Genomic DNA, 20874 nt, shown 5'->3' with positions numbered 1-20874 from the left:
GGCGACCTGGAAAACCAGTCTCGGGGTAACTGACTCGGCCAGGTGTCGAGTAATCTCGTGAATATGTTTATTCGCAGCCGTCGTCACGCAGCTTCTCGTCGATTTTTCGTAGCATCGACACTCTGCGTGACGGCGGCTTTGGCGTCCTCGTGCATGGCTCGCCCGTCCGACGCTCCGACTGTGCCCGGGCAGCAGGAAGTGCCGGTACAGCAGGAAGACACCGCTGACCAGGCTAAAAAGATGCGTGAAGTCACGGTTGGTGTCGACGAGTTTGTCGAAGGCTTCAATCCGCATTTGCTTGCCGACGTCTCCCCAGTGACCAGCCTGGTAGCGCGACTGACACTGCCCAGTGTTTTCACCCCCGCGCCAGTTGAGGGCGAGGCTGGTGACGCTACTGCCTCCGCGCAAGCTCCCGGAGTGGTGGATAACGCTGCCAATGCCCGTTTGGCAGGTGCTCCCCAGTGGCTGCTCAACTCCGATTTATTGGATTCCGTGCAGGTCATCAGGAATGATGACAGCAAAGACGGCGACACCAGTAATGGAGCTGGAGGCTGGAAAGCAGCCGATGTTGATATCACGGATCCGACGGTAGCGGCAGAGCATGTCCGCTACCGCATTCGAAAGGGGGCGCAGTGGAGCGATGGCACGCCGATTAGCGGCGAGGACTTCCGCTATCTGCATACCCAAGTCACGTCCACTCCAGGATCGTTGGATACAGCGACCTATGAGCTGATTAAATCCATTGATGTCTCTGACGGGGGCCATCAGATTGACGTGACGTTCACTCAGCCGATTACGCATTGGCAGCGCCTGTTTGCGCATCTCTTGCCAGCGCATCTGATGCGGTCGAACACTGATGGTTTTTCCGAAGGGCTGGCCAGTCGTTTCCCGGCTTCCGGTGGGCAGTACACCGTCGAGTCGATGGATGTCGGCCGCAACATTATTCGGCTGGTTCGAAATGACCGATACTGGGGTGAGCAGCCAGCGGCCTCGGAGATTATTACGCTGCGTGCCATGCGTAGTGCCATTGATGGTGCGGAGCAACTGCGTTCGAAGCAGATCCAGGCTGTGCAGGTCCGTCCTACGGAGACATCTGAGCTGACGTATGGTCTGGTCCCCGGTGTTGCTGAGTTTTTCCATGAGCCAAACCGGGAACTGGTTTTCAGTACCAATCTCGCGTCGAACAGGCTTGCCGACGAGTCCGTCCGCCGGGCCATTCTGAGCAGCATCAACGTTGCAGAGGTCTCAGAGGTGGCCACCGGCCGCCGAATTGCGGGTGGTTCTGGTGACGGTGGTGACCAGGAGCGATCCGAGACACCACAGGCTGGTTTTACTGAGGACAATCCGCTACGAATTGGCATCATTAGCGACGGTATAGCGGCACGCGCTGCGGCTTTTGCGGTCGCTGACCAGTTGACTGCAGCTGGTATCCCCGCCACCGTTGTTTCGTATTCTCCAGCGGACATGCTGCGGTCTTCGTTGCCCTACGGAACTGTCGATGCCGTGGTGGCATGGGCAGAGCAGCCCAATTCTGTCCAGGCGGCCCGGGAACGCTATACGTGTACGGAAGGCTCGGTCAGCTCGCTGCCGCCGAAGGACCTGGACGAAGCGGGCGCAGAGTCGGCTGCTGAGTCTGAGTCCGAGTCTGATTCTGAGCGTGTCGACAGTTCGACAAAGCCTGCGCCAAGTAGAGATCGGGAAAAGAGTGCTGAAGAGCAGGGCTCGTTGGACGGGACAACACCATCTGAGCAGTCCAAATCTTCTACCTCAGCGGAGCCGGCTGACCTAAATGGAGTACCAGTTGCTCCGAAATCGGCTGCTCGGAGCGAGAATCTCTCCGGTCTTTGTGACCCACAGATTGATGAACTGCTCGCTCCCGACAGTTCTGCGTTGCCCGCTGAACTCGCCGATATCATTGCTGGCCACAGTATCGAGCTGACCTTGGTGAAAGACGGCTTGCTGACGGTGGTCAGCCCGGAAATTACAACTACCGGGAGGAGGGACTCTTCGCAGTGGACCGATGACCCAGTGTTGGGCCGCCTCGGTGTTCTGGGCGAGGTTCGCCGTGTCTCGACACAGAGTGGGGTTCGAGAATCGTCTGAGAATTCTCAGCCGGGAGATGATCCGCGCGAAGATACAGAGCAGGACGGTTCGGGGCAGAACCAAGATGGCCGCGATAACGTCGACCAGGAGAACAAGGGGAAGTAAGAAAGTCCGTGAAGTTACTTTTTGTTCACGCACATCCAGATGACGAGTCCATTTGGACAGGTGGTTTGATTGCGGCTGCCGCGCGGTCCGGAGCGTCGGTAAGCGTAGTGACCTGCACGATGGGCGAGCTGGGAGAGGTCATCGGCGCGCCGTACCAGGGGCTAGTTGCTGATGAAGCCGACCAGTTGGGCGGTTTCCGCGTCGCCGAGTTGCGCTCGGCGCTGCGTGCGCTTGGGGCCAATGCTCCAGAAAATGCGCCGCGGTTCCTCGGTGGTGCCGGGCGTTGGCGTGACTCCGGTATGGCCGGTGACAAGGGCAATGAGCATCCCCGTGCGTTCGTGAACTCAGGTGATGAGGCGGTCGCCCAGCTTCGCACCATCCTCGATGAGCTGCAGCCAGACCTGGTCATTACCTACGATGCTGATGGTGGCTATGGGCATCCGGACCACATTCGTGCGCACGATATCACTGTCGCGGCGTGCGGAAATCGCTTTCCGACGCTGTGGGCGGTCACCGATCGTGAGGCAATGGCGGCGGGGCTGGATGCCATTACCGTGGTACCGGAGAGCTGGCAGTCGTGCGATATCGACGACTTCGCCACCGTGACTGGCCATTTCGAGGTTCAGCTGGATGACGCCGCTGTGGCTGCCAAGGTTGAGGCCATGCGCGCGCATGCGACGCAGGTGTGGTTCGCCGATGGTTCCGTCAGCGAGGTCAATCCGGATGCTGTCTATGGGCAGACCGATGGCTCTGGTCGTGCGCGAGCCGTCTGGGCGTTTTCCAATTTGCTGTGTCAACCGGTGACGCCGACTGAGGCATACCGTTTTGGTACGGCGACCGCTGCGTCCATGGAAGCGCTAGGGGAGCTGGTGAATATCCGATTACTGTCGGAGCCGGTAGCGAGCGTCGAGTCGGTACCGGGCGTGGATCTGGCGGCGGAGGGGAGTGCGGACGATGAGTGACTTTCAACCTCACGAAAGCGAAGACTTGATTAACGCTGCTGGCGGAAAGTTGAAAAACGAGCGCTTGAGTATTGAAAAGCGCACGTTTGGAGATGAGCGCTATTGGGGCGATCCGGAACGTTCGCAGCCACGCGAGAACTTCCATCAGGGGGAAGTCACGGTAGCGCTGGTCTGGCTGTCGCTGGCTGCGCTGGCAGCGCTGGTGATTGAGGTAGTTTTCCTCGGAGCGTGGATTACCATCGGCTCGGTTGCTATTCCGTTGCCGTGGACCATTCCGTTGGCCTATATTGCCAATCTGGTTATCACCAATACAGCGTTGCTGTGGACTCGTGATCGTTCTAAAGCTGCGATTCCGACTGTCATCTGGGTGCTGGGCTTTGCAGGCATTTTGCTGTGGGCAGTGCTGCCCTTCGGTGGTGATTTGGCAATGGGGCAGTGGTTGCGAACAGTTCTGCTGCTTGTTTGCGGTGTGCTGGGCGGTGCCTGGCCACTGCGCCATCTGCGGGCACTCTAACGGAAAATGCAGCGGAACCTGCAGTCGATGCTGCAGGAGACGGTGGGGAACTGATGCAGGGCAGGCCTGCATGAATGCGCATCTTTCTGGAGCTAGTTGATAACAACACCCACGTTGGGTGTAGACTCCAATCTGAATATACCGCTCTGTCTATTTTGCTCTGTTTCTCGTTGGAACGGCATAATCGACAGATAGCGAAAGCCTCATCCCATATCTTGTGAGAAAGGTTCTTAAACCTAAAACCATGACTTACATCATTGCCCAGCCATGTGTTGACGTCCTCGACCGTGCCTGTGTCGAGGAGTGCCCGGTTGACTGCATTTACGAGGGCAAGCGCATGCTCTACATTCATCCTGATGAGTGCGTGGACTGTGGCGCTTGTGAACCGGTCTGCCCAGTCGAGGCCATCTTCTATGAGGACGATGTTCCGGATGAGTGGGTTGAATTCATCGATGCCAATGTCGACTGGTTCGATGAGCTGGGTTCCCCAGGCGGTGCCGCCAAGCTCGGCCCCCAGGACTTCGATGTGCCATTCGTGGCAGCTCTGCCGCCACAGGCAGAAGACTAAAGCCACAGAGGACTAAACCTATTTCTTTCCCGGGAAGGATTTCATCACCGCCCATGTCAGCTGCCCGCAAGCGCGTAACTCCCGGTTCTCTTTTGCCTCAGTTTCCGTGGGATTCTCTCACGCGGGCGAAAGCCACTGCGGCTGCGCATGAAGAGGGCATGGTGAATCTCTCGGTCGGCACACCGGTCGATGAAGTCGCTTCGATAATCCGGCAGGGCCTTTCCGAAGGCGCTGCCGCACCGGGTTATCCTCAGACCGTCGGCACGCCTGAGTTACGCGCGGCGATTGTTGCAGCGATGGCGCGGCGTTACGGCGTGACGGGACTGGAGTCAGCGGTCAACGGCGGCAATGTGCTTCCGGTCATCGGTACCAAGGAAGCGATTGGCTGGCTTCCTTTCCTCCTCGGTGTGGGCGCGGGGCATACCGTCGTCATCCCCGAGCTGGCATATCCCACCTACGAGGTTGGCGTTCGCATCGCAGGCGCTGAGCTGCTGCGTGCGGACTCGCTGACGCAAATCGGCCCCGCCTCGCCGACACTGATGTTCATCAATTCCCCGGGCAACCCCAACGGCAAGGTCCTCGGTGTTGAACACCTGCGCAAGGTGGTTGAGTGGGCTCGTGCTCGGGACGTCATCATCGCCTCTGACGAGTGCTATCTGGGGCTCGGTTGGACTGAACAGCCAGTCAGTATTCTCGACCCGCGAGTGTGCGACGGTGATTTCACCAACCTGCTGGCTATCCACTCACTGTCCAAGACGTCGAATATGGCGTCGTACCGCACCGGCTGGTTCGCCGGCGATGCGGACCTTATTGCCGAGCTGGTTTCCGTGCGCCGTCACATGGGACTGATGATGCCGGGACCCATCCAGCACGCCACGATTGCCGCGCTTAACGACGACTCCCACGAGGCCGAACAAAAGCAGCGTTACAGTGACCGCCGTGAGATTCTGCGGGATGCACTGGTAGCCGCAGGTTTTCGTGTCGATGACTCCGAGGGCGGGCTCTATCTGTGGGTTACTCGCGGGGAAGACTGCTGGCAGACGGTTGATTGGCTGGCCGAACGCGGCATCCTGGTCGCGCCGGGTAGCTTCTACGGCCCCAAGGGTGCACAGCACGTGCGGGTGGGGCTCACAGCGACGCTCGACGATATCGAAGTGGCCGCGGCGCGCATTCGCGGCTAGCTCGGCCAGATGTGCTGGCCCGAGTAGGCCGAATGCTGCAAACGGTGCCGACATCGGCATAGACCAAATCATAAAAAGGGGAGTGTGCCGTGGGACGTGCCGCAGGCAATCGCGATGCCTGGTGGGGACTTGAGAAGAACCGTCAGGCAGCGCAAGTCGATGCCGCCGCTCACGAGCGCGAGGAGTACATCCCCTTTGAGCCGGCAATTGTGGCCGACACTGATGAGTTTTTGGTCGTAGACAAGCCACCTTTTCTGCCAGCGACCCCCAATGGCCGCATCGTGGCCAATACCGTGCAGGAGCGCCTGCGACGTAGTCTCGGGGAATCGGAGATTGTGGCCGTTCACCGCCTGGACCTGCTGACCAGCGGGCTCCTGTTGCTCTCTCGGAATCCGGCTACCCGTGCGCGCTACCAGCAGCTTTTCCAAAACCAGGAAATCACCAAAGAATACGAATGCCTCACCGTGATGCCCGATGATTGGCATGCGGGAGAAAGCAGGGAAGTCACACTCCTGCTCGACCCCAACCCGGCAGAGCGCGGAGTAAAAGTTGTGGAGACCAATGATCCCGCACGCGCCGCTGCGAAGAATCCCAAGCTCAAGCTCGCACACACAACAGTGACCTTCCTAGGTCCGGTAGCGGCGGATATCGGCGATGTGCTGGCGAGCAGCCGTGGCGGTGGTGCGACCAGCGCCAGCATTCCGCTGCATGCAGTCGGCTGTGGTTGCGGGCATTGCGGCAGCCGCATGCAGGTGGGGCACTGGCGGCTACAGCCCCATACGGGCCGCACACATCAGCTGCGGGCGACGATGGACTGGCTAGGCTATCCCATTCTCGGTGAGGACACGTATGGCCGAGAGGTTAGGACGCAGGAGCCGTCGGCAAGCGCGGGCAGCGCGCTAAGGTACACGCCGCAGTTGCGCCTGACGGCGACCGCATTGGCGTTCATCGACCCCGTCACTGGTGAGCGATGTGCCTACCGGAGCACGCGGAATATTTCGGCCCCGGCAGACGTGCCGACCACCGTTAGTTAGCGTGCAGCTCGGCGCTGAGCTTCACCTTTTCGGCAGCCCACGGCACAACCTCGACTGCACCAGAGAGTGAATTGCGGCGGAAGAGCATATTCGATCCGTCCGAAAGCTCGCGGGCCTTGAGCGTCTTCTTCACGCCGTCCAGGGCAACGTGACACTTGGTGCCGGCGGTGATGTAGAGCCCGGCTTCCAGTACGCAGTCATCGCCGAGCGAGATGCCGAGTCCAGCGTTCGCACCGAGTAGGCATCGCTTGCCGACGGACACAACTTCCTTACCTCCGCCGGATAATGTGCCCATGATGGACGCTCCACCGCCGATATCGGAGCCGTCGTCGACGATGACGCCCTGGGAGATACGGCCTTCCACCATGGAGTGTCCAAGCGTGCCTGCGTTGAAGTTGACGAAGCCCTCGTGCATAACTGTGGTGCCCTCAGCGAGGTGGGCTCCAAGGCGCACGCGGTCAGCGTCACCGATGCGGACTCCGGTGGGAGTGACGTAGTCGACCATGCGGGGGAATTTATCGATGGAGTAGACGGTGACAGGCCCGCGGCGTGACAGCTTGGCTCGGGTTACCTCGAAGCCTTCGACAGCACAGGGGCCAAAATTGGTCCACGCCACATTGTTGAGCTTGCCGAAGATACCGTCCAGGTTGATGCTGTTGGGCACAACCAGGCGGTGGGAGAGCAGATGGAGGCGCAGGTAGGCATCGATGGTGTCGACTGGTGCGTCATCGAGTGAAGCGATGGTAGCTGTGACCAGACGGCGTGTGGTACCGCGGTCCGCATCGGCTACGGCCAGGTCTGCGAGGTAGGTGAAATCTTCGGGGAGCGCGTCGGTGTCAATGGTTCCGGTCGTGGTGGAGGTTGCCGTGCCCTCTTCGATGAGCTTGGGGGCGGGGAACCAGACGTCGAGAACAGTATCGTTGTTAAAAGTGGCAATGCCGGTAGCTTGTGCTCCAAATTTCATGGAAAACAGGCTACCGGCATATCCCTATCTATGAAAAGTGTTCCGCAAATGTGTAGTAAGGAAGTGTTCGGATAGGGGTAGCAGGGTGGTTAGGCCCTGCGATTAGTTGTCATGGGCTAGTTGCTATCGCTGGACTCGAAGGCCTCGCGAGCCGCGGTGCGGCTCTTCTTAGTCAGTGCAGCGAGCACCGCAAGGAACGCAGTGACACACACTACGGCGATAACCTGCTGGCGAGCACCAGAATCGGTGAGCATGCCAACAGCGAGGCCCAGGATCAGGATGACCGCTACCCAGGACAGTGCCGGGTAGGCCCACATGCGAACGGAAAGCTCGTTGTTGGCCTCCATCTGCGGGCGCAGCTTAATCTCGGACAGGGCAATGACCAGCCAGATCACCAGCAAGCAGCCGCCGACAGCGTTCAGCAGGAAGACCAGGACACTCGAGCCGTCGAAGACAACCTGCAGGCCAACAGAGACGAAGGCGAAGACCATCGACATGATGACCGCACGGTTCGGAACTGCGTGCTCATTGGTGTGGGCGAAGAAGCGCGGTGCCTCACCGCGGGTGGACATCGAGTAGACCAGGCGAGAGGTGGCGTAAATCTGAGCGTTGAATGCGGACAGCAGCGCCAGAACGATAATGGCCTCCATGAAGCCAACCGCACCTGGAATGTTCGCCTGCTTTAGAACCTGGGTGAACGGCGACTCAGCTGCGGAGTCAGCGCCGTCGATCTGGGAGTACGGCAACAGCAGGATGATGACGGTCACGCAGCCCAGGTAGAACACAGAGATGCGGAAGATTACCGAGCGGACAGCAGCAGCGATGGAGCGCTGCGGATCCTCGGCCTCAGCAGCGGCAATCGTGACAATCTCGATACCGCCGAAGGCGAAGGCCACAGCCAACAGACCAGCGGCAATGCCGGAAACGCCATTCGGGAGGAATCCGGATTCGGCAATATGCGTCGTACCGACGAAGCTGGTACCTGGCAGCAGACCGAAGAAAAGAAGGACGCCAATAACCAAGAACGCGATAATCACCGCGACCTTGATGAACGCGAACCAGAACTCAAACTCGCCGAAACCGCGCACATTCGCCAAATTCACTACAGCGAAGAAGACAACACAAATCAGGCCTGGAATCCAGCCCGGAATACCGAACCACGCACCCATGATGGCACCGGCGCCGGTGATTTCAGCACCGAGCACCATGATGAGCATGAACCAGTAGAGCCAACCGAGGACAAAGCCAGCCGAAGAACCAAAGGCCATCTCAGCATAGGTGGAGAAGCTACCCGGTGTCGGGCGGGCAGCGGCCATCTCGCCGAGCATCTGCATGACGAGGACGACAATGAAGCCAGCGATGACGTAGGAAATGAGAACACCCGGGCCAGCTGCCTTAATGCCGACGCCCGTACCAAGGAAAAGACCGGCACCGATTGCGGAGCCAAGACCCATCATGGTCAGGTGTCGAACCTGCAGCCCCTTGCCCAGCTGAGTTGTCTCGCCGGAGGTGGAGGTAATTTGCGATTCGGTCATGTCGCAAACATTACCTCGCTGATAACAGGGGCAATAACCGTATTACGGGTTTACCCCCCATTCACCGTTTCGGGGTCCATTAATGTGCCTTCAAGACACCTAAAGTAGGTTATCCGGCCAGCTCATCCGGCACGTCGGCAAGCTGAGTGAAAGTAGCGGCACCTTCGTCATTGCCCGGGCGTTCCGTGCGGCGGACGCACACCGCCGAGTGGTCCGGGTGATGGTAGAAGTGCATATTGTTGCGGCCGGAGATTTCCCATGCCTGAATACGGCGGTTCTCTGCGGGGACATCGATGGGCGTATCGGGGGCAATGAGGATGCTTCGGTCAATAATGCAGTCATTACCGAGGCTGACGCCGACGGTGCCGGCCGCGATATCGATGTGGCAGCGCTCGCCAACCGTGAGCGGCTTACGCTGACCGGAATCGTCGTGAGCGGCAATGATGGAGGCCGACAGCCCCACCTTCGTGTGCGCGCCAATGACAACACCGGAGGATAGACGTCCCTCAATCTTGCATGGGCCCAGAGTGCCCGAGTTCAGCGAGACAAATCCCTCGCGCAGTACTGACGTACCCGGTGCCAGATAAGCGCCCAACCGCACGCGCTCGGCCTCTGCAATGCGGACACCTGCGGGCAGCACATAGTCGACCATGCGCGGCATACGGTCGATGGCGTAGACGTGAATCAGGCCGCGGACGCGCAAGTGGGTACGCAGTTGCTCGAAGTTGTCCGGCAGGCATGGCCCCTTGTTGGTCCACGCCACGACGTGGAGCAGCTCGTAGAGCCCCTTGGTGTTTAGCTGGTGCGGCTTGACCAGGCGGTGGGAGAGCAAATGCAGGCGCAGGTAGGCATCGTGCGGGTCGACAGCCGGCTTGGACAAATCCTCAATGGACGTGCGCACTGCCACCTGCTCCACGCGGCGATCCTCGTCCAAAATCACCTGACGAAGCAGCTGTGGGGTCAAATCAGCGGCGCCGAGCCGGTGAGTGCTCGACTCTACGACCTCATCGCTTAACTGAGGTGCGGGAAACCAAGTATCGAGAACTGTACCGTCCATTGCGATGTTGGCGATTCCCGTAGCGACAGCACCAGATGTAATCATGATTCTTAATATTAGTATCCCTTAGAGGAATCTTCGCGGAAGGATGAACTATGCCCCTAGCTGGCCTTGAAAGCACACAGAAAATGAAGCAGTGGTTCTTAGTTAGCCTCATCATTGCTGTCAGTGTGCTCGGACTCGGCTTCGTCCTGGCCCTGCCGGTGGTCTTCTATGTCGGATTCGCACTGCTGAGTGCTTGGATTCTTGCCGTAGCCAGCTTCTTTGGTTTCGTTTTGCCACCGCGAGCAATGCCAATTGGGGCAGTCGGCGTGGTGATTGCCGCAGTGGTTGCGCTCATCGCGCCGAACCGTCTTGTGCTGGTTATCGCAGTTGCCATCGCAGTGGGGCTCGGTGGTGGCATGATCGCCCGTCTTCTGCTGGAGCGCAAGAACCGCGATCAGCAGGCACGCATCGACGCTCTGCCAATGTGGGAGCGCGATGAGCTGGGCGATGTCGCCGAAACGCTTCGTCCTGCTTATCGACGAGACATCGATCCCACTCCAGTGCAGCTGCCACATGCAACGGCCAAGATTGTCGCGGCCGTCTGCAAGCCGTTGGCCGGTTCTACGGTGATTGTCAGCACGAATGAGCTTCGTCCGGTGATTGCGGTCTATGGCTCCCGTGTGGCTGTGGTCTATGGACCCGGCGCGGGCGTTGTCGAGGAAGAAAGCGGCAACGGAGAGGTGACCGATTCTGCGGGGGAGGAGCGGGCGCTGGGGTCGTCGGCAAGCGAAACTCCGGAGGAAATCATTGCCCAAACTCTCCCGGAAGGAGCGAAAACCCTGGTCTTTGAGGTGGCTGATGGGCTTAAGCGTCCGGCGGAGGGGAGAGTTGGTGTGACCTCCGCCGAACCGCATGAGCTGGCGCTGTTCCTCGGCGGTGGCGCGCCTGCCAATGGGGATGCGATCAATGGTCGTGCGGCGCATATTCATCACAAAATTCTGGTTTCGCTGGCGCACAATGGTTTGTACGCTTAATTGATGTGAAATCGAAGTTAAATCTGCTCCAAGATCCTGTCGACCTCACGGCGGCACTGGTTGACATCGAATCGGTGTCCCACAATGAGACCGCGATTGCGGATGCCGTCGAGGTGGCATTGCGTGAGGTAGCGCAGGCAGATAAGTCGATTGAGGTCCTGCGCATCGATAACAACGTGATTGCGCGGACTCATCGCGGGTTGCCGCAGCGCGTGATTTTGGCAGGGCACCTGGATACGGTGCCGACTGCGGGCAATGTGCCTTCGACGCGTGGGGTAGACGCGCAGGGGAGAGACACGCTCTTTGGCTGCGGAACTGTGGATATGAAAAGCGGGGACGCGGTCTATCTGCATGCTTTTGCGACGCTAGCGGCAAACCAGGAGCTGCAGCGCGACCTGACGCTCATCATGTACGAATGCGAAGAAATCGCCGCGGAGTTCAACGGGTTGCGGCACTTGAGTGAGTCGCATCCGGAGCTTCTGACTGGCGATGTCGCTCTGCTGGGCGAGCCCAGCGGCAATGTCATCGAAGCCGGTTGTCAGGGCTCTATTCGCCTGCGTTTGACCGCTCACGGCACACGTGCGCACTCGGCTCGGGCGTGGCTCGGCGACAATGCCGTGCACAAGTTAGCGCCGGTGCTGTCACGCATTGCCGCCTATGAACCGCAGACTGTGGACATCGATGGCTTGGCCTACCGCGAAGGGCTCAACGTCGTCTGGCTGGAAGCCGGGGTTGCTACCAATACGCTTCCCGACGAGGCGGTGCTGCGAGTCAACTTCCGATTCGCGCCCAACCGCAGCGCCGATGAGGCTATGGCACACTTCCGCGAGGTGCTGGGGCTCGACGAGTTCGCGGCCGAGGACCTCACTGTCGATGTCGAGGATGTGAGCCCTGGGGCGCTGCCTGGACTGCATGCGGCTGCTGCGAAGGAGTTGGTTGCGGTCGCAGGCGACGTCGTAAAGCCCAAGTTTGGGTGGACCGATGTGGCGCGTTTTTCGGCGCTCGGCATTCCTGCGGTGAACTTTGGCCCGGGTGACCCGGCGTACTGCCACAAGAAGGATGAGCAGATTCCGGTCGAGTGCATAGCGGCACTGTGGGAGGATTTGCGGCGGTATTTGACCACCGCGCCGGTGGCTGAGTGAGCCTAGAATCACACCCCGCCCTCGCCGAGCGGGTGCGCGTATGTCATTGCTGGCATACATTGTGAGGTTATGAAACCTGTACGTACTCCGTCCCCAGCTAAGCGCCGTGCACTCCGCGGCCCAATCGCGATCCGACAGGCAGGCGAACCGCAGGCGTCTACGACCGACCGCAGGCTGTTGTCACACAATCCGAACACGGATTGGCTGCACAACGATACCTGGCGTGTGCTGCGCATTCAGTCGGAGTTCGTTGACGGCTTTGGTGCGTTGGCGGAAATCCCGCCGGCGGTGACGGTATATGGTTCGGCACGTCTGCCAGAGGACAGCCCTTACTACCAGTGGGGCTTCGACCTGGGCAAGGCGCTGGCGGAGGCGGGTTACGCGACCATCACTGGTGGCGGCCCGGGCATCATGGAAGCCGCCAACCGCGGCTGCTACGACGCCGACGGCCTGTCCATTGGGTTGGGCATTGAGCTGCCGCACGAGCAGCACTTGAACGACTGGGTCGACCTGGGCATGAACTTCCGCTACTTCTTCGTGCGTAAGACCATGTTCCTGAAGTACTCGCAGGCGTTTATTTGCCTGCCGGGTGGTTTCGGCACGCTCGATGAACTTTTTGAGTCACTGGTGATGGTGCAGACCGAGAAGGTGGAAAATCACCCAATCGTGCTGCTCGGCACTGAGTTCTGGTCGGGGCTGGTTGATTGGATGCGTGAGAAACTAGTGGCCATGGAGCTAATTTCTCCGACTGATATGGACCTTTTCCTGGTCACCGACTCCATTGAAGAAGCTGTCGAGTACATCGAGGCCGCGCACGAAAAGCTGATGGAAGACTGTAAGCAGACCTCTGACGTTCGCGAAAAGCTCCGCCGAGTCCGTCGTTTCAGCGAAAGGTAGGACGCTGTGCGGAGCTTTTATCAGGACTCCGCGGTGCCGACGGTGATGGCCATCGTCAATCGCACCCCGGATTCCTTCTATGACCGTGGCGAGACGGCTGCGGAGGAGGCTGCGCTTGCTCGCGTCGACGAAGTTGTTGCGGCAGGCGCGGGCATTGTCGACATCGGCGGCGTCAAGGCCGGTATCGGTGCAGAAGTAACTGTTGCCGAGGAAATCGAGCGCGTGGTGCCGACCATCGCGAAGGTTCGCGAGCGCTATCCTGACCTGCACATCAGCGTCGACACCTGGCGCGCAGAAGTCGGAGAGGCCGCCATCAACGCTGGCGCCAACCTCATTAACGACACTTGGGCGGGCCATGACCCGGAGCTGCTGGAAGTCGCGGGTTCCCACGGGATGGGTTACGTCTGCTCGCACACCGGTGGGGCTCTGCCACGCACCAATCCGATTCGCGTGCGTTACGACGACATCGTGGACGATGTCATCTCAGAAACCGGCAAACTCGCCCAGAGGGCAGTGGACGCTGGCGTGCCGGAGGACCGCATCCTCATCGATCCCACCCACGACTTTGGCAAGAACACCTACCACGGCCTCGAACTTCTGCGGCGCTGCAATGAGCTCGTGGATACAGGCTGGCCGGTGCTTATGGCGCTGTCGAATAAGGACTTCGTCGGTGAGACTCTGGACCGCCCGGTCGAGCAACGTGTGCCCGGCACCTTGGCCGCGACTGCCCATGCGGCAGCTGCCGGCGTTGCGGTGTTCCGTTCGCATCAGGTGTCCGAAACCCTTGATGTCTGTCGCATGACTCTGGCTATTTTCGGTGATTTTGCACCACTGCATCCGGTGCGTGGGCTGGTGTAAGGGGCGTAGTTTGAGGCGCTTCACCCATGCCGCTGCGTGAAATAAAGGATTATGATGAAGAGAAGTAGTCGAAAATGCCGACAGGGATTCTAAACCGGAATCTTGAACCGGGGTCTTAGACCGAGGTCTTGAACCGGATTGTCAATCTCCCGGCTACCACAGCTGAGCTGGGGTAGCTGGTCGTCTCCTGCATCGACATTGTCTTAGAACGAAGGAGTTCACATGGCAGCAATGAAGCCGCGTACCGGTGATGGTCCGCTGGAGGCAGTTAAAGAGGGCAAGAAGATTGTGATGCGCGTCCCCGCAGATGGTGGTGGGCGCCTGGTGGTGGAACTCTCCCCAGAGGAGGCCAAGGAGCTCGGCGCAGAGCTCGTAGCAGTAGTGGAGTAGTGGATACCCGGGTAGCGGGGTAGCGGCCGGGCTTGTCCGGTTTTGCCCCAGGGGCGACCTACACAAGTGGTGTAGGTCGCCTTTTCTTTTTTCAGGTGATAACGGCTCGAATGCGGGTTTATAAACAAAAAGTACGGGCTGCACATGTGAAACTGTGCGAGTTTATGACACTTTGAAGCCGTCTTTCGGACCATTTTTGTCATAAACGCAGTCAGTAACTCGCATTGGAGTTACTTGGCTGAGCTCGACACGGGCTAAGATAGTGAAAATTATTTTTCTAGCTCAGTTTGAGGAGTGACCGACGTGCTAGCTGACATCATTGATGTGCTTGCTGACCCCATCGATGGCACTGATTTGAAGTTTGGTGATGCCGAACGAATGACTCTGAAGTCCGAATCCGGACATAGCTATGATGTCGCCCGCCAGGGTTACGTTACGCTCGCCGGTGGGGCTGGTCTGCGCTACACCGGCGATGACGCCAAGATGATTACCGCTCGAGAGGAGTTCCTCTCTGGTGGCCACTATGCTCCATTCGTTGAGGCAGTTACAGGTAACGTCCAGGACGTGCTTGACGACGCCAATGTGTCCGAGGCCGCCAGCCCAGTCATCTGCGAAGTCGGTGCGGGCACTGGTTACTACCTCGCACACACGCTGGACAGCATTCCCAATTCTCGTGGCGTAGGCATTGATGTGTCTGTGCCGGCCGCCAAGCATCTGGCCAAGAGTCACCCGCGGCTCGGTGCGGTCGTGGCCGATGCGTGGGCACGGTTGCCGCTGCGCGATGGCTCCATCGATGCGCTTACGGTTGTCTTCGCACCTCGCAACGCGGAGGAGTTCGCTCGCGTGCTCAAGCCGGGCGGCCAGGTCGTGGTTCTGACTGCCACTACTGGTCACCTGGGAGAGCTTCGTGAGCCGCTGGGCATCATCGATGTCGAGCGCGGCAAGGTCGAGCGCATGATTTCCCAGGCGGAGGGGCACCTCGTGCCTGTTGGTGACCCGGAGTTGGTGGAGTTCGGTATGAACCTCAACCAGAGTGCAATTGCCGCTCAGATCGGTATGAGCCCGTCGGCACGCCATATCCACCCAGAGGTGCTGCAGGAACGTATTGCAGCGCTACCTGCAGAGATGCACGTCACCGCCCGTGCCTATGTCACCCGTCTGGGGCGCCCGGGCGACTAGCGCCTACTCCTTGACCTCGGTTTTGTGAATCTGTTCATCCAGGTCATCCGGATCCAGATCAGCATCCGAGAATTCCGCCGTTAGCGGAAGGCGAAGTTGCAGGTCGGTGCCCGGGCACAACTCGATAGTGCCCGAGCGCAGCTTAAAGTCCAGCACATGCCCGCCGCCGGTGCCGCCTTCCGCGAGGAAGTGCACGTGACAGCCGGGCACCGAAATTCCCTTCTCATAGACCGGCGTGCGGAAGCCCGCAATCGTGCCCCGCAAGTTCTCAAAATCAACCGAGGCGTCTTCTTCCGTCGCATCAACCATCTTCTGGTACGGCTTTTCCTGCTTTACGACGGTTCGAGTCTTCACCCACTCAAATTCGCCGGTAATCCGCAGTGCGTACATAAAGTTTTGGCTCGGCACCAGGGAATCGATGATGGGGCTAATTTCCTTGCGAGTCAGGTTTTCCGGCGCATCCATCACCGTGTGGGGAACGAAATTGGTTACCACCGTGTAGGGGCTGCGCTGATCCATGGTGGCCCGGGTCGCGGAGCCGTCGTGACGCACCTGCCAGCAGACCCCGTCGAGGATTACCATTTCGCCATCGAGGCCGTCGAAGGTACCGATGCCGAAGTTTCCATGACCAAGGATTTCGCCAATGGTCATCTCGCCGTCGTAGATGCCATCGAGCAGTGCGGACATCAGTGAGTTTTGGAAAATTGTGTGTCGGACCGTTGGAAAATTCTCGTGAGTGGTCATGGAAGCCATTATATTCGCGATATTTGTAGCCCAAGCTGGGGCGGGTGGTCGGTTGGATGTCCGATCGGCTTGTGGGGAAGGAAATCGTGGCAAGAAAAACGCCCTGCGGAAAAATCCACAGGGCGCGATTTGGTGAATCGAGCGGTTGGTTCTACTTCGGCTGGATGGTGACTGTCACTTGGTCAGCAGTGGAGACGATATGAACGGTCTGGCCATCGGCAGCGACAGTGGCGTGACCGCCTTCGACATTCACTGTGAACCCATTCGGGAAGTTGATCGAGGGCACAACGAGCTCGCTGGTGGAACCAGGTGCGAAAACTCCGGTGCCATCGACGCGACTATTGTTCCAGCTGGCCTCGTAGACCCGGGTGTCTGCGTTCCAGTCAGTAGCCTGCGGGGTGCCCGCGACTGCCCGCAGGTGTGGAGCGGCGAGGATGGTCATCTTGTCGCGGTTGAAGGCATCGGCACCTACAGGTCCTGGAACAGTCGGGTCGAAGACCATGCCCTGTTCCTTCTGGTTCTGCGTCGTCGGGTCGTTGCATCCGCAGTAGGACCAGTACTGCCAGCCGACCATGTGGCGGCGGGCAAGCGAAATTACGCCATTGAGGGTATCGGCATCGTCGGTGGCGCCGAACTCGGAAAGCAGTGTGGCCGAGCCGTTACCGGATGAGACGATTTCCGCATTGTCGAAGACACGGCCATCGAAGAAGTCGCAGCCCGTGTAGGTGTTGAACAGGGCGTTCGTGGTGCAGTAGACATGCCAGCTGAGGGCCGTGCCAGCGGTATCAGGAACCTGCGGGGCGGCCGGATCGGTATTCAATCCGGTGTTCCACATGGAGTAGGGCTCGTAGTGGACAATAGCGTCCCGGTCCTTGGCGACAATCTGATCGGCAGCCTTCTGGTGCAGTTCATCGAGCTTTGCCTTAGCTGGACCGCAGTCGCCCAGAGCCAGGTAGCACAGTGGGTACGCCGAACCTGGCCACGGTTCATTTATGATGTCGTAGCCCATCAGGCCCGGCATGTCACCGAGACGTTCTGCGACATGACCCCACATGGCAGCGTAACGCTCCTGCAGCCCAACGCCACCCGGTCCTTCGCGGTTATTTAGGAAGTTGTCGTATGCCCTAATGAGGCCGATATTGAGGGCCTGGTTAGTTGGGAAGCCAACCTTCAGAAGGCTGGGAACGCCGTCGTCAATGACAGCCCAATCCGGGGCAAATTCGCCCTCGAACTTTTCGTTGTACATGTCCTGGTGGGCATCGACCAAGACCGCGATTCCACGCTCAGTGAGCATAGAGATGGTGCGGGCAATGGAATCCAGGTATTCGTCGTTGTAGACGCCGGGCTCTGGCTCTACTGCTTTCCAGATAATGCCGACTCGCATGGAGTCGAAGCCCTGCTGCACGAGCCAGTCGGCGTCGTCCTCGTTAAAGCCTCCGGCCTCGGGGGTGTAGGGATCGTGCTTGTAGACGATGTTCGACCCCTGAGTGAGGAAAGCTCGGCCATCACCGTCGGTAAACCAGCGACCGGACTGTCCCAGGGGACCACGCTCGGTGATGGTAGCGGTACTAGGGGATGGTGCTACTTCTGTCGCGAGCGCCTGATGCGGTACTGCCCCCGCTAGCGCTATGGCAATGGCGGCACCAACTGCTGCCACCTTCTTAGTGAATCTCATACTCAATATGCTATTGACCAGTAATGATAAATTCATCCAAAACTTAAATTAGGTTCAGAAAAGTGCGCAAACGCATAAATAAACGTCCTGAATGGGGTTAGCAAAAAGGCTAAAAGGCCCACCGCTTCCTCTTTGGAAGCGATGGGCCTTATGAGGACACACCGTCCACTGCACAGCCGTGGTGTGCAGTCTCGATGGACGGTCACTATGCACGGCAATAGCGCGCGGCAATCAGCCTGCTACATCAAAGACTTATAGACTTCGACGGTCTGCTCGGCGATGTTCTCCCAGCTAAACACATCCTCAGCGCGCTTCTTACCCGCCTGGCCAACCTTGGCAGCGTGGTCACGGTCGGCGACCATGTTGTTGACAGCGGCAGCAATGTCGCGTTCGAAGCCCTCCGGATCGGACTCGTCGTAGTGAACCAGAGTGCCGGTTTCACCGTCGACGACAACCTCCGGAATACCGCCGACATCAGAGGCGACAACGGCGGTGCCACAGGCCATAGCCTCGAGGTTGACGATGCCCAGCGGCTCGTAGATGGACGGGCAGACGAAGGAATCCGCGGCCGTCAGGATTTCCTGGATTTTCTCCTTCGGTAGCATGTCCTTCACCCAGAAAATGCCGTCGCGCTTTTCCTGCAGGTCGTGAACGAGCTGCTCGGTCTCCTTAGCGATTTCCGGGGTGTCCGGCGCGCCGGCGCACAGTACAAGTTGCACACCGTCGTCGAAAAGCGATGCGGCCTTGACCAGGTGAGCGACACCCTTCTGACGGGTGATGCGGCCGACGAACGCAACCATCGGACGAGACGGGTCAACGCCGAGCTCTTCCAGGACGGACCAGCCGTTCTGCTCCTTGGACTCTTCCCACGTCGGACGCGGGTGCCACAGCTCAGTGTCGATGCCGTTCAGAACGACGTGGACCTTGTCGGGGGAGATACGCGGGTAGGCGTCCAAGATGGCGTCCTTCATGCGCGCAGAGACAGCAATGACAGCGTCTGCGTACTCCATAGCATTGCGCTCGGACCAGCTGGAAACGTCGTAACCGCCACCGAGCTGCTCGCGCTTCCACGGGCGGTGCGGCTCCAACGAGTGCGCGGTAGCCACGTGTGGAATGCCCTTGAGCAGACGGGTGAGATGGCCACCCAGGCCTGAGTACCAGGTGTGAGAGTGGACGACATCAATGTCGGTTGCCGCAGCGGCATCAGCCATGCGCAAACCCGTGGACAGCGTTTTAATCGAGGCGTTGGCATCCTTCAGCTCCGGGTCAACGCCGTGGACATATACATCCGCCTCATCGCGAGGAGCACCCATGCAGTGCACATCGACGTCAACGCCGTCGAGGCCGCGCATGAAACGAGTCAGTTCAGTTACGTGAACACCTGCTCCGCCGTAAATCTCCGGAGGGTATTCCTTGGTCATCATGGCAACACGCATAGTTCCAGCGTAGCCAGATTTGACAATTTCCGTCGCTTGATATGTCTGGGTGTGGGTAGTGAGGAGGGGAGACTGGCAGCGAGGAACGTAAATCGCATATAGGTTGGTTGGTGTGAGGAGTCAACCACATGTTTTGTCCATTGTCCTTGCCGGTGGCGAAGGCAAGCGTCTCTTCCCGCTGACGGAAGACCGCGCTAAGCCCGCCGTGCCTTTCGGCGGCAGCTATCGGCTTATCGACTTCGTGCTGTCGAACTTGGTCAACGCAGGTTTCCTGAAGATCTGTGTGCTGACCCAGTACAAGTCCCACTCGCTCGACCGTCACATTTCGCAGGCGTGGCAGCTGTCCGGCATCACCGGCCAGTACGTCACTCCGGTGCCGGCTCAGCAGCGTCTGGGTAAGCGCTGGTTCACCGGTTCGGCTGACGCGATTCTGCAGTCGCTGAATTTGGTTTATGACGAGGATCCGGAGTACGTCATCGTCTTCGGTGCCGACCACGTCTACCGTATGGACCCGCAGCAGATGCTGGAGGCCCACATCGAGTCTGGCGCTGGCGTTACCGTTGCTGGTATCCGTGTCCCACGCTCCGAGGCCAGCGCATTCGGTGTCATTGATGCTGATGACAACAACCGAATCACCGAGTTCCTGGAGAAGCCGGCCGACCCACCCGGCACCCCGGATGACCCGAACTCGACGTTCGCGTCGATGGGTAACTACATCTTCACTACCTCTGCGCTTATCGACGCTATTAAGCGTGACTCGGAAGATGAAAACTCCGACCATGACATGGGCGGAAACATCATTCCGATGCTGGTAGAGGAGGGCGAAGCTTTCGTCTGGGACTTCAAGGACAGCTACGTTCCGGGGGAGACCGAACGTGACAAGGGCTACTGGCGTGACGTCGGTACCATCGATGCCTTCTACGAGGCCAACATGGACCTGATTTCCGTCCACCCGGTGTTTAACCTCTACAACAAGAAGTGGCCAATCCACACCTTCTCGGAGGAGAACCTGCCTCCGGCCAAGTTTGTCCAGGGCGGTATTGCTCAGGCTTCAATGGTCGGTGCCGGTTCGATTGTCTCCGGTGGTACGGTCCGCAACTCGGTGATTAGCACCAACGTTGTGGTCGAGGACGGAGCGACGGTGGAGGGATCGGTTCTCTTCCCAGGCGTGCGCGTCGGCCGCGGGGCAGTGGTTCGCCACGCGATTTTGGACAAGAACGTTGTAGTTTCCGACGGCGCCATTATCGGTGTCGATCCGGAGAAGGACGCAGCGCGCTTCAAGGTCAGCGCTGGCGGCGTTGTCGCTGTTGGTAAGAACCAGGTTATTTAGCCTGTCAAAGCCTGCCCAGGCTGCAAGAAGGCACGTACCGTGGGGTACGTGCCTTTTTCTTTTAAGCTTTTTGCTGCTTAGTTGCTACCTAGCCCCAAAACTGGCAATCCCAAAAATGTGGGCTGCACGTGGGGCTACGGGCTGCAAAAGTGAAACTGTGCGAGTTTATGACACTTTCAGG

The 20874-nt window shown here is 59.2% G+C and carries 19 protein-coding genes; 13 read left to right on the top strand and 6 right to left on the bottom strand.

Translation table 11 applies throughout. From position 1 onward, the window contains the following. Window positions 1–63 precede the first annotated feature (63 nt). The 6 genes from HMPREF3011_RS07070 (at window position 64) to HMPREF3011_RS07045 (ending at window position 6467) form a co-directional block, all read left to right on the top strand. Window positions 64–2208 (top strand): ABC transporter family substrate-binding protein, encoded by a 2145-nt coding sequence (locus tag HMPREF3011_RS07070; RefSeq protein WP_070841326.1) that lies wholly within the window; start codon window positions 64–66, stop codon window positions 2206–2208. A gap of 8 nt (window positions 2209–2216) precedes the next feature. After that, window positions 2217–3170 carry an N-acetyl-1-D-myo-inositol-2-amino-2-deoxy-alpha-D-glucopyranoside deacetylase gene (gene mshB, locus HMPREF3011_RS07065; RefSeq protein WP_038628321.1) on the top strand — a complete coding sequence of 318 codons (954 nt, stop codon included), beginning with the start codon at window positions 2217–2219 and terminating at the stop codon, window positions 3168–3170. Further along, the gene (locus tag HMPREF3011_RS07060) at window positions 3163–3684 is read left to right on the top strand and encodes a hypothetical protein (protein WP_070841325.1); all 522 of its coding nucleotides are present in this window, start codon (window positions 3163–3165) and stop codon (window positions 3682–3684) included. Before mshB ends, HMPREF3011_RS07060 begins: the two co-directional genes overlap by 8 nt. A gap of 244 nt (window positions 3685–3928) precedes the next feature. Then, entirely contained in the window at window positions 3929–4252 is a 324-nt protein-coding gene (gene fdxA / locus HMPREF3011_RS07055) for a ferredoxin (RefSeq protein ID WP_005509435.1), read from the top strand. Window positions 4253–4305: 53 nt separating this feature from the next. Then, a complete protein-coding gene (gene dapC, locus HMPREF3011_RS07050) occupies window positions 4306–5433 on the top strand; it encodes a succinyldiaminopimelate transaminase (protein WP_070841324.1) in 1128 nt (375 codons plus the stop codon). Window positions 5434–5522: 89 nt separating this feature from the next. Beyond that, window positions 5523–6467, top strand: coding sequence for a pseudouridine synthase (locus HMPREF3011_RS07045; RefSeq protein ID WP_049180832.1), 945 nt, complete (start codon window positions 5523–5525; stop codon window positions 6465–6467). On the opposite strand, the gene dapD is transcribed toward HMPREF3011_RS07045, so the two are convergent. From dapD to HMPREF3011_RS07030, 3 genes are all read right to left on the bottom strand, one after another. Further along, window positions 6460–7431 carry a 2,3,4,5-tetrahydropyridine-2,6-dicarboxylate N-succinyltransferase gene (gene dapD, locus HMPREF3011_RS07040; protein WP_070841323.1) on the bottom strand — a complete coding sequence of 324 codons (972 nt, stop codon included), beginning with the start codon at window positions 7429–7431 and terminating at the stop codon, window positions 6460–6462. The two genes, HMPREF3011_RS07045 and dapD, sit on opposite strands and share 8 nt — an antisense overlap. Before the next feature lie 116 nt (window positions 7432–7547). After that, window positions 7548–8966, bottom strand: coding sequence for an amino acid permease (locus HMPREF3011_RS07035; protein ID WP_070585969.1), 1419 nt, complete (start codon window positions 8964–8966; stop codon window positions 7548–7550). A 109-nt stretch (window positions 8967–9075) separates the two neighbouring features. Then, the gene (locus tag HMPREF3011_RS07030; RefSeq protein ID WP_038628339.1) at window positions 9076–10068 is read right to left on the bottom strand and encodes a 2,3,4,5-tetrahydropyridine-2,6-dicarboxylate N-succinyltransferase; all 993 of its coding nucleotides are present in this window, start codon (window positions 10066–10068) and stop codon (window positions 9076–9078) included. An 83-nt stretch (window positions 10069–10151) separates the two neighbouring features. Between HMPREF3011_RS07030 and HMPREF3011_RS07025 the strand changes: the two genes are divergently transcribed. The 6 genes from HMPREF3011_RS07025 to HMPREF3011_RS07000 all read left to right on the top strand — a co-directional run bounded on the left by HMPREF3011_RS07025 (window position 10152) and on the right by HMPREF3011_RS07000 (window position 15508). Then, on the top strand, window positions 10152–11042 hold the full coding sequence (locus HMPREF3011_RS07025) for a hypothetical protein (protein WP_235191241.1): 891 nt from the start codon (window positions 10152–10154) through the stop codon (window positions 11040–11042). A 5-nt stretch (window positions 11043–11047) separates the two neighbouring features. Then, window positions 11048–12184 (top strand): succinyl-diaminopimelate desuccinylase, encoded by a 1137-nt coding sequence (dapE, locus tag HMPREF3011_RS07020; RefSeq protein ID WP_038628344.1) that lies wholly within the window; start codon window positions 11048–11050, stop codon window positions 12182–12184. Between the two features lie 69 nt (window positions 12185–12253). After that, entirely contained in the window at window positions 12254–13081 is an 828-nt protein-coding gene (locus tag HMPREF3011_RS07015) for an LOG family protein (RefSeq protein WP_038628347.1), read from the top strand. Window positions 13082–13126: 45 nt separating this feature from the next. Further along, the gene (folP, locus tag HMPREF3011_RS07010; RefSeq protein ID WP_038629488.1) at window positions 13127–13939 is read left to right on the top strand and encodes a dihydropteroate synthase; all 813 of its coding nucleotides are present in this window, start codon (window positions 13127–13129) and stop codon (window positions 13937–13939) included. 222 nt (window positions 13940–14161) lie between these two features. Continuing rightward, entirely contained in the window at window positions 14162–14329 is a 168-nt protein-coding gene (locus HMPREF3011_RS07005; RefSeq protein WP_005509573.1) for a DUF3117 domain-containing protein, read from the top strand. A 303-nt stretch (window positions 14330–14632) separates the two neighbouring features. Beyond that, a complete protein-coding gene (locus HMPREF3011_RS07000; protein WP_038629489.1) occupies window positions 14633–15508 on the top strand; it encodes a methyltransferase domain-containing protein in 876 nt (291 codons plus the stop codon). A gap of 3 nt (window positions 15509–15511) precedes the next feature. On the opposite strand, the gene budA is transcribed toward HMPREF3011_RS07000, so the two are convergent. The 3 genes from budA to glgA form a co-directional block, all read right to left on the bottom strand. Further along, window positions 15512–16261: an acetolactate decarboxylase gene (budA, locus tag HMPREF3011_RS06995; RefSeq protein WP_038628349.1), complete on the bottom strand. Its 750-nt coding sequence runs from the start codon at window positions 16259–16261 to the stop codon at window positions 15512–15514. Window positions 16262–16403: 142 nt separating this feature from the next. Next, a complete protein-coding gene (locus tag HMPREF3011_RS06990; protein WP_070841322.1) occupies window positions 16404–17927 on the bottom strand; it encodes a glycoside hydrolase family 5 protein in 1524 nt (507 codons plus the stop codon). A gap of 239 nt (window positions 17928–18166) precedes the next feature. Beyond that, window positions 18167–19363 carry a glycogen synthase gene (gene glgA, locus HMPREF3011_RS06985; protein ID WP_070841321.1) on the bottom strand — a complete coding sequence of 399 codons (1197 nt, stop codon included), beginning with the start codon at window positions 19361–19363 and terminating at the stop codon, window positions 18167–18169. 112 nt (window positions 19364–19475) lie between these two features. Here glgA and glgC point away from each other — a divergent pair, with 112 nt between their 5' ends. Next, complete coding sequence (gene glgC, locus HMPREF3011_RS06980; RefSeq protein ID WP_070841530.1) at window positions 19476–20693, top strand: glucose-1-phosphate adenylyltransferase; 1218 nt, start codon at window positions 19476–19478, stop codon at window positions 20691–20693. The last annotated feature ends 181 nt before the right edge of the window (window positions 20694–20874 follow it).

The sequence above is a fragment of the Corynebacterium sp. HMSC074C04 genome, assembly GCF_001838295.1.
In the GTDB taxonomy this organism is placed as follows: Bacteria; Actinomycetota; Actinomycetes; order Mycobacteriales; family Mycobacteriaceae; genus Corynebacterium; species Corynebacterium amycolatum.
The sequence above is the reverse complement of the archived record's forward strand: the minus strand, read 5'-3'. Positions and strand labels throughout refer to the sequence as shown.